The sequence below is a fragment of the Paenibacillus sp. GM1FR genome (assembly GCF_002803315.1).
Taxonomy (GTDB): Bacteria; Bacillota; Bacilli; order Paenibacillales; family Paenibacillaceae; genus Paenibacillus; species Paenibacillus amylolyticus.
Window position 1 is genome coordinate 103299 of record NZ_MKZL01000011.1, and the last position, 16389, is coordinate 119687.

At 50.1% G+C, this 16389-nt stretch carries 7 protein-coding genes; 5 read left to right on the plus strand and 2 right to left on the minus strand.

Annotation, left to right across the window (positions count from 1 at the left end):
* Positions 1 to 195 precede the first annotated feature (195 nt).
* The 5 genes from addB (at position 196) to PAEAM_RS06455 (ending at position 13549) form a co-directional block, all read left to right on the plus strand.
* Complete coding sequence (addB, locus tag PAEAM_RS06435; RefSeq protein ID WP_100527026.1) at positions 196 to 3699, plus strand: helicase-exonuclease AddAB subunit AddB; 3504 nt, start codon at positions 196 to 198, stop codon at positions 3697 to 3699.
* Complete coding sequence (gene addA, locus PAEAM_RS06440; protein WP_100527027.1) at positions 3696 to 8123, plus strand: helicase-exonuclease AddAB subunit AddA; 4428 nt, start codon at positions 3696 to 3698, stop codon at positions 8121 to 8123. Before addB ends, addA begins: the two co-directional genes overlap by 4 nt.
* Before the next feature lie 53 nt (positions 8124 to 8176).
* Complete coding sequence (locus tag PAEAM_RS06445) at positions 8177 to 9361, plus strand: exonuclease SbcCD subunit D (RefSeq protein WP_100527028.1); 1185 nt, start codon at positions 8177 to 8179, stop codon at positions 9359 to 9361.
* Positions 9358 to 12777 carry an AAA family ATPase gene (locus PAEAM_RS06450; RefSeq protein ID WP_100527029.1) on the plus strand — a complete coding sequence of 1140 codons (3420 nt, stop codon included), beginning with the start codon at positions 9358 to 9360 and terminating at the stop codon, positions 12775 to 12777. Before PAEAM_RS06445 ends, PAEAM_RS06450 begins: the two co-directional genes overlap by 4 nt.
* Positions 12778 to 13204: 427 nt before the next feature.
* Complete coding sequence (locus PAEAM_RS06455; RefSeq protein ID WP_036674796.1) at positions 13205 to 13549, plus strand: hypothetical protein; 345 nt, start codon at positions 13205 to 13207, stop codon at positions 13547 to 13549.
* Positions 13550 to 14322: 773 nt separating this feature from the next.
* Here PAEAM_RS06455 and PAEAM_RS06460 read toward each other — a convergent pair.
* Both PAEAM_RS06460 and PAEAM_RS06465 read right to left on the minus strand, forming a co-directional pair.
* A complete protein-coding gene (locus tag PAEAM_RS06460) occupies positions 14323 to 15456 on the minus strand; it encodes a bifunctional cystathionine gamma-lyase/homocysteine desulfhydrase (RefSeq protein WP_100527030.1) in 1134 nt (377 codons plus the stop codon).
* Between the two features lies 1 nt (position 15457).
* Positions 15458 to 16381, minus strand: a complete 924-nt coding sequence (locus PAEAM_RS06465; RefSeq protein ID WP_100527031.1) for a PLP-dependent cysteine synthase family protein — start codon at positions 16379 to 16381, stop codon at positions 15458 to 15460.
* Between the last annotated feature and the right edge of the window lie 8 nt (positions 16382 to 16389).

The following is a 16389-nucleotide window of genomic DNA, read 5'->3' on the forward strand; positions in this document are numbered from 1 at the left end:
ATGATTTTCGTTCCAATCAAATATAGATCAAGTCAAAAGTCCACAGTGTGATAGCTGCGGGCTTTTTGCTGTTTTGCTGTGTTAACGGAGATGATCTCCGGTTTTACCGGATAGTGGCAAACGTATGTTCCGAACCAAGTCAGATATGTTATACTGGGAATTAAAATCTTGTACGTGTGGTTTGGAGGATTAGACATGTCCGTTCGTTTTGTTATTGGCCGGGCAGGCAGCGGCAAAAGCTCGCTGATTACCCGGGAAATTACATCCCTGCTTCAACAAGAACCGCAAGGTACACCTTTAATTTTGCTCGTTCCCGAACAGAGCTCTTTTCGAACAGAGCAGGCATTGGTGTCTTCTGGAGCAATTAAAGGTACCATGCGTGCAGAAGTGCTCGGCTTTCGCCGTTTAGCCTATCGTGTAATGCAAGAAGCAGGTGGTTCTGCTCGTATTCCGATCGGAGCCGAAGGCAAAAAGATGCTGCTCTACAAGGTCATCCAGCGCCGTAAGGAAGAATTGAAGCTGTTTGGTGCATCCGGCAGCCAGCTGGGTTTTATAGGCGAATTAAATGACTTATATAGTGAATTTAAACGTTATGAAGTTGATCCATCAATGCTGGAAGATGGGCTGTCTGGAGGGAATAGCTCATCCACTTCGCCGATTCTGGAGGACAAGTTGCATGACTTGAATCTGATATATCGTGACTATGAACAGGAACTGACCAATTTATATATTGATGATGAAGACACGTTGACCGAGCTGACAGATCGTTTGTCGGAAAGTGCATTGCTGCAGGATGCCCAGATCTGGATTGATGGTTTTCAGGGATTCACGCCACAGGAGATGAGTGTGATTGGTCGGCTGATGTTGCAGTCCTCTTCCGTGACGATTGCACTGACATTGGATCGTCCTTATGATCATGGCGCACTGCCTGGAGAACTGGAACTGTTTTATCCTACGGCAAGTGCCTATGCGCGCCTGAAAGGAATGGCTGACGAACTGGGTGTAACGAGCGATATAACCGTGCTAGATTCGGAGATTCCACCGAGATACAAGGATCGTCCGGGACTTGCTCATCTGGAGGCTGGTTTCGACCGGCGAATTCGTTGGAAAAGTGAAGGCCTTGATTCCGGAATCCGACTGGTTGCAGCGGAGAACCGACGAGCTGAGATGGAGGGAGCACTGCGTGAGATGCGGCGCTTGGCACAAAACGAAGGTGCGCGTTATCGGGACATGGCGGTACTTGTCCGGCAGTTGGATACCTACGCTGATATAGCTGAACCGTTATTCAGGGATTATGACGTACCCGTCTTTCTGGACCGCAGAAGAAATGAACTTCATCATCCATTATCTGAGTTTATCCGTTCCGCACTGGATATTGTTCGGCGCCACTGGCGCTACGAGGATGTATTTCGCTGTGTCAAAACGGATTTGCTGCTTCCGCGTGATGGTTCCATCACTCGTGAAGATATGGACCAGCTTGAGAATTATGTACTGGCTTGTGGTATTCACGGGTACCGCTGGACTGACGGCAAACCATGGAAGTATGTACCAAGCCTGTCGCTGGAAGACAACGGTCAGGATGGCCGTAGTCGAGGACGGGACCAGATGCTTTCTTTAATGGAGAGCTGCCGAACGGTCATTACAGATTCCTTGGGTGCTTTTGAGAAACGAATGAAAAAGGCAAAGACAGCCAAAGCCCAGTGTGAGGCACTATACAGACTGCTGGAAGATGCTGAGATCGCATGGAAGCTGGAGAATATGTCTGCTGAAGCTAAGGCACAAGGTGACCCCGAACGGTCGAGAGAACATCGGCAGATGTGGGGAGCTGTGCTGGATTTATTGGATCAGATGGTCGATATGATGGGGAATGAACGGCTGGATATCACGCTGTTTGCCGGGATGATTGAGACCGGATTGACGGAACTGAAGCTGGGTCTGGTACCACCAGCACTTGATCAGGTATTGATGGGTTCTATGGACCGTACACGCCTTCAGGACATCAAATACGTATTTATCCTTGGCGCCGTTGATGGTGAATTACCCGCTGTACCTCAGGATGATGGCGTATTAACCGAACTGGAGAGAGCGTTACTGACGGAAAGAGGCGTGGCGCTTGGACCAGGTGCAACAAGGCAGATGCTGGATGAACGTTTTCTGATCTATACGGCACTTACAGCGGCAAGCAGCCAGTTATGGCTGAGTTACCCTGTTGCTGATGATGAGGGGAAAACACTGCTTCCTTCCGAGATTGTCCGCCATGTACGGAAAATGTTTGGTCTACAAGAACAGCCATTGCTCGCTCAACCGCCGGTTGCGAACTCGGAAGAAGCACATTGGTCCTATGTCACCCATCCAGGACAGAGTCTGTCTACGCTCATTGGACAATTGCGCAGATGGCGCCGCGGAGAAGACATCCCTGAAATGTGGTGGGCGGTCTACAATTGGCATGTATCTCGGGAGACAAGCAGACCTCAGCTGGAGCGGTTGATGGGATCGATCTTTTATCGTAATCGGGCATTACCACTACGTACAGCTACCAGTCGCAGACTGTATGGTACAGAGGTGAGGACGAGTGTCTCGCGAATGGAGCGTTTCGTAGCTTGTCCGTTCTCCCATTTTGCTTCGCATGGGCTGCGCCTCAAAGAACGGCAATTGTATCGCCTTCAGGCTCCTGATATCGGACAGCTGTTTCATGCTGCACTAAGCCAGCTGGCTATGCGGTTGCGTGAAGAAAATCGTAGTTGGGGCAGTTTGACTCCAGACCAATGCCGTCAGGAAGCCGAGCAAACGGTGGAGCAGATTGCACCACAGCTGCAAGGGGAGATTTTGCTAAGCACCAAGCGATACGGTTATATTTTCCGCAAATTGAAGGACATTGTTAGCCGGGCATCGGTTATTCTTGGTGAACAGTCCAGACGTGGAAGTTTTGAACCGATTGGGCTGGAGCTTGATTTTGGACCGGATAAAACACTGCCGCCATTACGTTTTGAACTGGAAAACGGCTGTGTGATGGAGATCGTGGGTCGGATTGACCGTGTGGATGTGGCAGAAGGAGAGAATGGTCTGCTCTTACGTGTCATTGACTATAAATCAAGCCAAACGGACCTCAAGTTACATGAAGTTTACTATGGTCTGTCATTACAGATGCTCACCTATCTGGAGGTGCTGCTTAGTGCTGCCGAAGAATGGCTTGGGGAAACGGCGATGCCGGGAGGAACGTTGTATTTCCATGTGCATAACCCGCTGTTGCAATCCGCAAACGGCATGACATCAGAGCAGGCAGGACAAGAACTGCTGAAACGGTTCAAAATGAAAGGTTTGCTGCTGGCGGATCGGGACGCAATCGCTCAAATGGACAACACCCTGGATAAGGGGTATTCAGCAATTATTCCAGTTGCCCTTAAGGCGGACGGAAGCTTTTATAGCAGCGCCGCTGTAGCTACGCCAGAGCAATGGGATACGCTGCTTGCTTCGGTTCGCAGTAATATCCGTGAGATTGGTACCCGAATTACGGATGGGGATGTGGCCATTGAGCCTTATCGTATTCAGCAGGAAGTGGCGTGCACGTTCTGTCCGTATAAGCCTGTTTGTCAGTTTGATGAGAATATAGAAGGAAATGAGTATAACCTGTTGTCCAAACCGGGCAAACAGCAAATCTGGGATATGTTATCTCACACCAAGGGAGGGGAAACATCATGACGAATATGCCAAAACCGGAAGGAAGCTTCTGGAGTGATGACCAGTGGAGTGCCATCTCGGAAAGTGGAGAAGACATTCTGGTTGCCGCAGCGGCGGGATCAGGCAAGACAGCCGTACTGGTTGAACGAATTATTCGCAAGATCGCAGATCCCTCCCAAGGATTCAGTGTGGATCGTTTGCTTGTAGCTACGTTTACCAAAGCGGCCGCCGCCGAGATGAAACAACGGATTCGGGAAGCGTTGGAACGTGCGCTGGAAGAACAGCCTGGAGAAGAGCATCTGCGTAAGCAGCTGTCGCTGCTTGGACGGGCATCTATTACAACGCTGCATTCATTCTGTATGGAAGTCATTCGCCGTTATTATCAGCAAATTCCGTTGAACCCGGCTTTCCGTATCCTGAATGAAAATGAAGCGGAAATCATGCGGCAGGAACTGCTTGAAGAACTATTTGAGGAAAAGTATGGCGAAGAAGATGAAGGGAGTACATTCCGCGAATTAGTAGACTGGTTCAGTGGAGAACGAAACGATGATGCGATGCATCGACTGGTGCAACGTTTGTATGATTTCTCCCGCAGTCATTCCTGGCCGGATCATTGGCTCTCAGAGATGGCGTCTGCTTTTCAGGTGGAAAGTGTAGAGGCACTTGGACATTCAGCATGGGTTCAGAGTATTTTGCGTGATGCGGCTCTTGCTTTGAGTGGTGCAGCAGGATTGCTCCGTCAAGGCATTCATATTTCCATGCAGCCTGAAGGTCCGGCACCTTATGCAGATACGTTAAAAGAAGACCTGGTGATGGTAGAAGAACTGTTGTCTGCGGCCCAGGTTATGCCATGGGAAAGGTTGCCTGAAGTGTTTCAACCCGCTACATTTGGCAAATTGAAACCCTGCAAAAAGGATCAAACGGACCCGGCTTTACAGGATCAGGTGAAGGAACTCCGTGAGGCCGCGAAAAAGGCAGTTACCGACCTGAAAGGTTCATTGTTCGGAAGAAGTGCGTTTGCGTTCTGGCAGGAGTTGGAGCAAGCGGCACCACTCATGCAGGAGTTGTCGAGGTTGGTTAGTACATTTGGAGAACGTTATCGACAGGCTAAACAGGAACGTGGGCAAGTTGACTTCAGTGATCTGGAGCATTACTGTCTTCACATTTTGCGACATGAGGATTCAACGCCTGAACTGTCGATGCCTTCCGATGCGGCCATGGAGTACCGTTCGCGATTCGATGAAGTGTTGCTTGATGAATATCAGGATACCAATACGGTTCAGGAAGATATCGTGAAACTGATCTCCAGAGAAAACCCGGGTAACCGATTCATGGTCGGTGATGTCAAACAGAGTATCTACCGTTTCAGGTTGGCTGAGCCAGGTCTATTTATGAACAAGTATCGCCAGTATGGAGCGAGCACAAATGAGGATGGAATGGTGGAAGAACGTCTGCATCGTACAGGTCAACGTATTGATCTTGCGCGGAATTTTCGTAGTCGAGCAGAAGTCGTGCATTCGGTCAATATGATATTCCGGCAACTCATGAACGAAGGTGTGGCAGAGATTGCTTACGATGAACGAGCTCAACTGGCATATGGGGCTACCTTCCCGTCAGAGACGCTTGGCGATGAGGCGTATACACCTGAACTCATGCTGATCGATCGTCAGGGTGGTGGTCCTGATCTGACAGAGAGTACGGATGAGAATGGGGATGCATCGGTCTCTGCAGAACTGGAGAGTGCCGAACTTGAAACAGCCCAGTTGGAAGCGAGGGCAATCGCAAGGCGTATTCGGGAGATGGTTGGAGACACGGACAAACCTGCCCTTCATGTATATGACAAAGCTCTGCAAACGATGCGCCCGGCACGTTACGGTGATATGGTCATCTTGCTGCGTTCAACCTTGATGTGGGCTCCGCTCATGATTGAGGAATTCAGACAGCAGGGAATTCCTGCTGGAGGAGAACAGAGCAAGGGTTATTTTCAGGCTACAGAAGTGGAAATCATGATGTCTCTGCTTCAGCTTGTTGATAATCCAAGACAGGATATTCCGCTCGCTTCCGTGCTTCGTTCCCCGATTGTTGGACTGGATGAAGAGGAATTGGCACAGATTCGGCTTGGTGACAAAAGACAATCATTCTATGATGCGGTTATATCGGCTGCGGGAAATTGGAGCGATTCCTCCACTAATGCCGTACAACAATCCCGGCAGGATAATCATCCTGATTCCAAAATGGTCCAGTTGCAATGGCCGGAAGCCTGGGCAGAGATGGAACAGGGACAGCGGGAGACAGCAGCTTCAGTCGAGGCAGAGATCCTGGATGATGTCTATGAATCCGATGTGCATACATTGCATACAGATGGAATGCAAGATGCTGGTGTTGCGGGACATGCAAGTGAGGATTTGGGCATAACGGAGATCTCAGGCTCGGAATTACAGCAAAAGTTAATTCGTTTTATGCGTCAATTGGAGCAGTGGAGACTTGAGGCAAGACAAGGTAGTCTAAGTGAACTGATCTGGCGTATGTATCGGGAAACCGGTTATTTGGACTGGGTTGGTGGTCTTCCAGGAGGGCTGCAACGTCAAAGTAATCTTAAGGCATTGTACGACCGCGCACGACAATATGAGGAATCAACTGCGAATCGCGGCTTGTTCCGTTTCCTGACCTATGTTTCCAGACTGCGGGAAAACGGGGGAGACCTCGGGACTGTAGCAAGTAGTTCTGGTGAGCAGGACAACGCCGTACGTATCATGACGATTCACCGGAGTAAGGGTTTGGAGTTTCCAATTGTCTTTGTCGGTGGCATATCCAAGATGTTTAATCAGCAAGACTTGAACGCACCGTTTCTAATGCATAAGGAACTGGGATTTGGCCCGAGGTTTGTGGATCGTGAGAACCGAGTAGCTTATCCTACATTAGCCAATCTGGCGATTCGTCGTCGGGCGCAATTTGAACTGCTTGCTGAAGAGATGCGTGTACTGTATGTTGCGTTGACTCGTCCCAAAGAGAAAATGATTCTGCTAGGTACCGTAAAAGATGCATCGAAAAAAGCACTGGCGTGGTCTCAGGTCAAGGATAGTCCTGAACTGGCATTGCCAGACTATCTGCTGGCTGCAGGACGGAGTTACCTGGACTGGATTGGGCCATCCCTAATGAGACATCCAGATGCGGGTGTGCTGCGTGAACTTGCTGGAAGCAATGATTCGTTCTCAGCCTGTCTTGCAGATGATCAATCACGATGGGCGGTCTCTATTATTTCCGCCGATCAGGTATCCCGTGACCATGTAGTGGATCAGACACTCGGAGAAGAAGACGGGATGACTGAGGTGCGGAAAGAAAGAATTGCTGCGCTAAAAGCCGTTCAGCCTGTGAAGTTGGTTACATCCTCAACTTTAGAAGAGCTGACGAAGATTGTACAAGATACGGCTAACCAAAACATTGAAGATGAAGGTGCAGATACAGTAGCTTTTCAACAAGAGGAGACACGGCTGATCAACGAGGTTGATCAACGGCTCTCATGGACGTACCCCTATGAAGCAGCAACTCAAGTAGCAGCCAGTACATCTGTCACGGAGTTGAAAACGTTACTTGCGATGCAGGATATCCAGTCCGTAGAGGTGATGGAGGAACTGGGAGAACAGTCCGAGAAATTATTGGCTCACAACAACCCAGGAATCAATTACACCAAAGATGAAGCAGGCCATGTACTACGTGGCGTATCCGATGGATCTAACGAGCGTGAGACTGGATCATGGACAGATTTAAACGGTACGGTGAACGTTTCGGATGCGGGATCTGCAGGTACGTCTTTCAAACTGCACCTGCGTCGTCCCAAATTCATGGAGGCAACGCAGTTGACAGGGGCAGAACGGGGGAACGTGTATCATACGTTGATGCAGCATCTTCCTATAGATGGATCATCTGTTGATTCACAACTTATTGAACAGACAATTGAGCGATTGATTAAGCTTCAGATTTTGCTGCCCCATCATGCTGCGGCTATCGAACCTGAAGAACTGGCCGGATTTTTCAATACAGAACCAGGGAAAGAATTATTGCGTGCAGCGTGGGTGAAACGGGAGATTCCGTTTGTGTATGGACTTCCGGCACATCAGTCCCCTGTGGAATGGCTACATGAACGGGCGGCGAACTCAGATATGCAGATAATAAATGAAGATAGCAAAATGCAGGCAACGATTGAAAATGAAACCGTGCTTGTACAGGGGATTATCGATTGTCTGTATGAGGTGGACGGCGAGCTTGTCTTGCTTGATTACAAGACGGATCGGGTATTGGAGCATCGTGGTGGTTTGGATGAACTCACCAAAAATTATCGCTTCCAGCTAGATCTGTATGGACGGGCCATTGAAGATATATTGGGTCGGAAAGTTGACCGGAAATGGCTGTACTTTTTTGATGGTGGACATGCAGTGAAATTGTAAAAGATCGGAATTTAAAACCATGGATATCACATGGCAGAGGGGTGGAACGGACGATGCGTATTTTGCATACAGGGGACTGGCATTTGGGAAAAACGCTGGAAGGACGAAGCCGACTGCGTGAACAGGAAGATTTCGTTGATGAACTCGTCAGGGTCGCTGATGAGCAACAGGCGGATGCCATATTGATGGCCGGAGATGTGTATGATTCGGTGAATCCTCCCGCAGCGGCGGAACAACTTTTTTATGAAGCGGCAGCGCGTCTGACGGAGCATGGAAGACCTCTTGTGGTGATTGCAGGGAATCATGATCAGCCAGAACGCGTAGCTTCTGTAACTCCACTTGTGAACAGGCAGGGCATTACACTCGTAGGGATGCCTACTTCAGAAGCGGTGACCATCCATGCAAAGCGAACCGGAGAAATTGCACAGATTGCCGCATTACCTTATCCTTCTGAAGCGAGATTGAATGAATTGCTGACCACGGATGGGGACGAAAATGTGCTTCGTCAGGCATACAGTCAACGGGTGGGTATGTTAATGCAGCGTCTGGCTGCTTCTTTTCGCCCGGATACCGTGAACTTGGCCATGAGCCATATCTATGTGCTTGGCGGACTTGAGAGTGATTCGGAACGTCCGATTCAGATCGGTGGGGCCTACACGGTGGACCCTTCATCTTTATCGACTGGTGCGCAATACACAGCGCTCGGGCATCTTCATCGTGCACAGGCTGTCAAAGGAGACGGTGTGATTCGATATAGCGGTTCTCCTCTGGCCTACAGCTTCTCGGAAGCGGGGCAAAGCAAGTCTGTCACGATGGTTGATCTGGCACCGGGTGGAGCTGCAAAGGTAGAAGAAGTTTTGTTAACGTCCGGGCGTCCACTTGTGCGTTGGCAGGCGCGGGGTGGTCTGGCAGAAGTATATCGCTGGCTGGACGAGGGACGTGATCCGCAGGCTTTTATCGACATGGAAGTGTGGCTGGACGAGGCAATGTCCCTGAAGGAGATTCAGCAGCTGCGAAAATCACATGAAGGTATCATTCACATACGCCCCGTGTATCCCGAGATGGCTGCAGCAGGACTTTTGGAGCAACGATCCGAGCTACCTGTACATGAACTGTTCCGTAAATTCTATCAGCGTCAGACCGGTGGTGCACAGCCGGAAGACAGCCTAGTACAGCTTTTCCTGGAACTTGTGGATGAAGACGAGCCGGGTGTGCGTGAGGAGGTCGAGGAAAGATGAAGCCAATTCTATTAAAAGTTGCCGGACTGCAAAGTTATCGGGAGATGCAGGAGATTGATTTTACCGTGCTGACGGAAACGGGGCTATTCGGTATTTTCGGTCCAACGGGCAGTGGTAAATCTTCTTTGCTTGATGCCATCACACTCGCCATGTACGGAAAAGTTGAACGCGCGGTGAACGGTACGCAGGGCATTATGAATCATGCAGAGGATTCGTTGTCGGTTGCTTTTACATTTGAACTGATGTCGGCGGAAGGCACTCGGAGGTTCCGGGTAGAGCGACGTTTCAAACGAAATAATGAAGTTTCGGTGAGTAACACGATCAGCAAATTCATAGAGACGGTTAATGGCGAAGAACAGGTACTTGCCGACAAATTAGCAGATGTGAATCGCTGTGTCGAAGATGTGATCGGTTTAAAGATGGATGATTTTACACGGGCAGTGGTGCTTCCGCAAGGAAAGTTTGCCGAGTTTTTGTCACTCAAAGGCAGTGAACGTCGCCAGATGCTGCAACGATTATTCCATCTGGAGAAGTATGGGGACCAGTTGGCCATCAAATTAAGTCGGCGGATCAAGGATAATGATATGGTTCACCAATCTCTTGCTGCGGAGCAACAGGGACTGGGCAATGCCAGTAAGGAGACGTTGGAAGAAACGAAACGGCTTCTTCAAACCGCTGTTCAGCAGTCTGAATTGTCCCGCAAAGCGCTGGATGAAGCTGTGAAGAAAGCTGAACAACTGGGCAAAATTCGTGAGTTAAGTAACGAACGGCAGGCACGGGCGGATGAACAGCAGAAGCTGAAAGAACTGGAACCACAGATAGAGGCAGGCGAACAACGGCTGAAACAATCCGTTGTGGCAGATGCAATACTTCCTGCGTTGCAGACGGTTCGAGATGCCACAGCTACACAGAAGCAGCGGCAGGATGCCGCCGAGACAGTTCATCAGCAAGCACTGGAACATGAGCGTCTGGCTGTTCAGGAAGCGGAGAAGGCTGAGACGGCACGTAAGCAAATGACTGAGGAAGAACCGAAACTTTTGCTGCGCCTGGAGCAACTCGAACAAGCGAAAGAGCTGCAACGTGAACGGGACGGACTTCAAGCCGATTGCTCGCGCCTCGCGCAGTTGCTGGAACAGGGGCAGAGCGAACAGACTGCGCTGGGACAGCAGCTTGAGAAAGAAAAGGAACTGCAACAGCGCGGACGCAAACGGCGAGAGGAACTACAGGAGAGCCTCAAGCCAAATGAAGTGAAGTCAGAGGAACGCAGGCAACTTCAAGCTGCGCTAGAACTGAAACATCGTGTGGATACTGCCGCGGAGCAGTTGCAGCAAAATAAAGCTGACATGCAAGCCTATAAGCAATCGGCAGAACAGGGAGCCGACAAGCTGAAGGCGGCGGCTGAGGAAGAAAAACGCCTGAGTGATCAGCGTCAGCATCTGGTAGAACAGGCGTCAGCAGGTCTTGAGGCCTTGCTTGCCTGTGAGCAGGATATTAGCCGCGAACAAAGCCTGCTGGCCCTTGCGGAGGAACAGCTGCGTGGCACGATGCGTGAGCAGGAGCTGCACCGGCTGTCCTCCGCTTTGCGCGCCGAGCTTCGTGACGGCGAGCCATGCCCGGTGTGCGGCTCGCCGCATCACCCGCTCCCGGCTGCGCCGCCGGGAGAAGGTCCGCACGCAGGCGACGCGGACCTGGAACTGCTGCGCAGCCTGCACGCGGAGCTGCAGGAGCTGCGCTTTGGGCTGCGCCAGCAGCTGCACGAACGTCGCAGCCTGCTGACGCAGCTTGGCGCTGCGGCCGGCGAAGCTCCTGCCGCAGCCGAGGCCGCGCCTGCGGCAGCGGAGCCCGAGCCCGCCGGGTCGCCCCAGCACGGGCGCTCCCCGGCAGGCTGGGCATCGCGTGCCGCTGCGCTGCGCGAAGCCGCGCAGGCGCTGGCTGCCGCAGCAGCGCCGCTCCAGGCCGAAGCCGCCGCTTTGCAGCAGGCGGCTGTAGGCGCGCAGCAGCGCCGCATGGAAGCGGCAGCTGCGCAAGAGGCCGGCCGTGCCGGGCTCGCCCAGGCGGAGCGCAAGCTGGCCGAGAGCGAGGCCGCAGCGGATGCCTTGCAGAGCCGCTGGGCCGCGGAACTGCCGGGCATCGCTCAGGAGGAGGCCAAGGCCCTCTATCAGGCGATGCAGGAGCGCGATGCGCGCGCCGAAGACATCAAGGAACGTCTGAACAAAAGCGTGACGTTCCTTGAGGAAAAAGACCAAATCATTCAATCTCTCCAGCAGAAGCTGGTGGAATTGGACAAACAACTGATTCAGTGGCAAACGGAGTGGCAGGGCAATAGCAAACAGCTGGCCGAGAAGGAAGAACGCTTGCGCCAGTGGGTTGGGGAGCAACGGGTAGAAGATCTGATTACTGCGGCTCAGGCTCGTCTGGATGGACTGCGGAAAACAGCTTCGGACTCGGTACAACGCTTCAAAGAAGCGGACACGCTGAAGCAGGAATCAGCTAAAAAAGACGTTATGGCTCAACAGGCAGCCGCCTCGGCCACAGAACACCTGCAACAGGCACAGGAACGGTGGAAGCAATTGCTGGAACAATCTCCGTTTGACTCGGATGATGCTGTTGTATCCGCGGCAATTCCTTCACAGGAAGCAGAGCGACTGGCAGGGGAGATCCAGCAGCACCGTGAACGTGAGCGTGAACTGGCATCCCAGTTGCGTGAATTGGAACAAAAGCTGGGTGGTGCTGTCGTATCGGAGGAACAGTGGTTAGCCTGCACCGAACGTTTGCAGCAGGTCCGAATTGAGGACGAGGCTGCCCTTCGTTCTAAAGCACGTGCAGAACGTGATCTGGAGGATGTGGAGCAGCGACATGTTCGCTGGACCGAACTGGAGAACAAGCGGGTGGAGGTAAGCCGTCAAGGCGAACTGCTCAGCAAATTGCAATCCGCGTTCAGAGGTAATGCTTTTGTTGAGTATATTGCCGAAGAGCAACTGATGCAGGTTAGTCATGCGGCATCTCAGCGTCTGCGCTTCCTGACCAAACAGCGTTATTCACTGGAGGTGGATTCCGGTGGTGGTTTTGTAATCTGTGATGATGCCAACGGGGGAGTCAAACGACCGGTTTCAACGTTGTCAGGTGGCGAGACGTTTTTGACCTCATTGTCACTGGCCTTGGCACTGTCGGCCCAGATTCAGCTGCGAGGTCAGTACCCACTTCAATTCTTCTTCCTGGATGAAGGGTTTGGTACACTTGACCCTGAGCTGTTGGATACCGTCATTACGTCTCTGGAAAAATTGCATGACGACCGATTGGCTGTTGGTGTAATCAGTCACGTGCCTGAACTGCGTGCACGCTTGCCGCGCAAACTTGTGGTGATTCCGGCAGGTGAGGCCGGAAACGGCTCACGTGTGGTCTTGGAGACTCTGTAGAGGGCAATGTGTAAGCAATATAGATCATAGAAGCGCCTCTAATAGTCCAAGCAAAATGAATATTAGAGGTTGTTCATAAAGTCCGCTTTTGATTACGAATGGTGCCTATTAAACACGCACTATTACGGAATATTATTTTTGTAAAAATATTTCTTTTCTTGATTTGATAACTTAGCGGAGTGAGTTACATCACAGATACAGGTTCATCCCGCTGTTATACTACAGTTAAGCCGACAAACTTTATTTAAGTACCCCGGCGGACATCTGATCAGGACGTTTCCTGAATAGATGTCCGCGCAGCAGACTTCCAAGGAAGCCGCTCACGGGGTGCTTCTTTTTTTGTGTTTTTTCGTCAGTAGTGTCAATTCGCCCAGTTCTGAATACCATGAAAAGGTGATCAAGAGCTGAATCAGGGAGGCGTTGGCAAGTGGAAAAAGTGGAAGCAAAGAAAATATGTAAGGAACACATGCACCGTTATGTATGTGTACAGATGAATGACGGTATGCACTATGATGGTATTATGGAAAATGTGGATGACGAAATGATCTACCTGGCTGTTCCCGTTGGACCGGAAGCCATGGTGAATCATGCGAACTGGGCTCCAAATGCAATGCCTGGAGCAAACTATCCGATAGGTCATACTCGCGGATTTTATCCAGGTTACGGCTACCCTACACCTTATCCGTATTATGGTTATGGCCGTAGACGTTTTAACCGGCTGGTGCTCCCGTTATTTGCGCTTACAGCGTTAACTCTTTTACCGTACTATTGAAATTAGAAAAAACAGTCATAACTGCAAGTGACACATTCTTATGTACCCTATGGGCATCCTATGAAAATCTTGAAAATAACAATCTGAGGATGGATGTTTCATTCATGGTACCGTACAGCATGAAATAGAGAGGTCTTATCACATACAGAGTCTCAGCCTGATGTATCGCAACAGTCATTGCAATACAACGGGCAACATACCGAATATCTAAAAAGGTCATGCCTGTGCAGAAGCGAACTTCTGTAAGGTATGACCTTTTTTTGAACCTAATTAGTGTAAGAGCGAATAAAAACGGGTAGCACATAACGTATATTCAAACTTGCTGAAAGCAGAACCTGACCTGAACGTGTCCGCAGCAGAGGCGTACCGCATCCTCTGAATTTGCGAGAACGTGCCTATGTGCAAGCTAACGATCAAGACACCGCATAGCTTTAATTCTCTATTCCATAAAAAGCTTCGCTTCGTGTGAATCGATGCTGTCCTCTTGCCCACGATTGGAGGAGCAAAGCATGATGTGTGAATGCTGACGAATCTGAGGCATCTTATTCAAGGCTTTGAAGCGCCCGCCAAAATTTTAAGGAATCTGAGACACGTTATAACCGTATAAAGAGCCGTTTTCAGCATTTTTTGAGGTTATTTTGGGAAATAACGTGCCTGATGTTCCTTATAATTTCCAATGAGGGCCTGAACATCAAATAAGACTTCCTGTGTTCCTTGGAAAATCGTCAACTACCCGTTCGCGAGCATCAGCCAGCACGGACTTCAAAATGCCCTTAACTTAATGCAGATTTCAAATCCTCAAGTAAATCTTCAACATCCTCGATCCCAACGGAGATACGAATCAAACCATCCGTGATCCCCAATTCTTGCCGACGTTCATAAGGAATGGAGGCATGCGTCATTCGGGCAGGTACAGAGATTAAACTTTCCACCGCGCCCAGACTTTCAGCCAATGTGAAATAACGGACTTTGCTAAACACGTCATCTACTTTTTCAGCACTGCCTACATCAAAGGAAACCATACCGCCATATCCTCTCGCTTGCATGGAAGCAAGCTTGTGCTGCGGATGGTCGGGCAGTCCGGGATAATAAACTTTGCTCACTGTTGGATGCTGATTCAGAAATGTCACAAGCTGCTCTGTATTGCGCTCTTGCGCTTCCATCCGCAATCCTAATGTTTTAAGACCTCGCATTAACAGCCAGGAATCCATAGGTCCCAGAACTGCGCCAATTGCATTTTGAATAAAATGCAGATCTTCACCAAGTTGCTCGCTGTTGACAACCGCAAGTCCTGCCACGACATCACTATGCCCACCGATATATTTCGTTGCAGAATGTAGTACAATATCCGCTCCCAGAGCCAGCGGGGTTTGCCAATAAGGCGTACTAAACGTGTTGTCCACAATGAACAGCAATTCATGTTGTTTTGACCATTTCGCTACAGCAGCAATATCGGTGACCTTGAGTAACGGATTGGTAGGTGTTTCTACATAAATGGCCTTTGTATTGGATTGCAAAGCCTTTTCCAGTGCTTGTAGTGAGGTGGTATCTACAAAGGTAGACTCGATCCCCAGACGATTCAGCACCTTGGTGAAAATGCGATAGGTCCCGCCGTATACGTCATCCGTTAGAATGACGTGATCTCCAGTTTTCAACAGAGACAGTACAGCGTGAATTGCAGCCATGCCCGAACTAAAAGCAAAACCTCGAACGCCATCCTCCAGCTCTTTAATGACTTCTTCCAACGCATGACGGGTAGGGTTGCCTGTTCGTGAATACTCGTATCCTTTGTGTACGCCAACCGATTCCTGCTCATACGTGCTTACTTGATAGATCGGTACACTCACTGCTCCAGTGTGTGGATCACCAACAATACCTGCATGAATCAGCTTGGTTTTTGGTCTCATTTCATTGTCCTCCATTATAGATATTTTGGCTTAAATACCGTTCGCTGCTATCCGGGAAAATAACGACGATGTTACTTCCGGGAGCTGCGTGAACAGCTTCGTTTAATGCGGCTTGCATAGCTGCACCTGAGGAACTTCCTACCAGTAAACCTTCCAACAAGGCCAGATCCTTGACCCGCTCAAAGGCATCTTCATCTGAGATCGTATGAATGGCATCAAAGTAACTCACATCCATAAAAGAAGATAACGATTCGACCCCTATTCCTTCTGTGCGATGTGGTCCCGATGGACCTCCTGCGAGTATCGAACCTTCGGGTTCTACGATACATGTTTTAATTAACGGTTTTTGCTCCTTCAAATAGCGAGATACTCCCATGAAAGTTCCGCCAGACCCGGCTCCGGCGACATATACATCCACCTGTCCGTTCAGATCACGCCAAATCTCAGGACCCAGATGTTCATAATGTGCGAGTGGGTTATCTGCATTGGAGAACTGACCTGGAATATACGAACCCGGTATTTCTTTCGCCAGCGATTCCGCCTTGCGTATGGCACCAGTGATTCCTTCGGATGTGGGTGTGTTGACGACCGTAGCACCAAGGGCTTTCATCAACTGCTGCTTCTCAACACTGAACTTCTGAGGTACCGTGAAAATGACCTTTAAATTCAGGCCTACAGCCGCCATTGCAAGACCAATTCCTGTGTTGCCTGCAGTAGCTTCGATCACTGTTCCACCTGGTTTAACATCTCCTCGTGCCAAGGCCTTCTCCAATAAAAACTTGCCGATCCGGTCTTTCAAACTTCCTCCGGGATTCATGAATTCCAGTTTGGCGAACAGGCGGATTCCTTCCGGTAATGGATAACGAGTTAATTCAAGCAGAGGTGTATTACCTATAAGTTCCTGTACATGTTGATAAACGGTCAAATTAACCA

What these genes read in the sequence shown, in the direction of transcription:
- PAEAM_RS06460 (WP_100527030.1), bottom strand. Translation starts at nt 15,456, where the DNA reads ATGAGACCAAAAACCAAGCTGATTCATGCAGGTATTGTTGGTGATCCA.
- PAEAM_RS06445 (WP_100527028.1), top strand. Translation starts at nt 8,177, where the DNA reads ATGCGTATTTTGCATACAGGGGACTGGCATTTGGGAAAAACGCTGGAA.
- addB (WP_100527026.1), top strand. Translation starts at nt 196, where the DNA reads ATGTCCGTTCGTTTTGTTATTGGCCGGGCAGGCAGCGGCAAAAGCTCG.
- PAEAM_RS06450 (WP_100527029.1), top strand. Translation starts at nt 9,358, where the DNA reads ATGAAGCCAATTCTATTAAAAGTTGCCGGACTGCAAAGTTATCGGGAG.
- addA (WP_100527027.1), top strand. Translation starts at nt 3,696, where the DNA reads ATGACGAATATGCCAAAACCGGAAGGAAGCTTCTGGAGTGATGACCAG.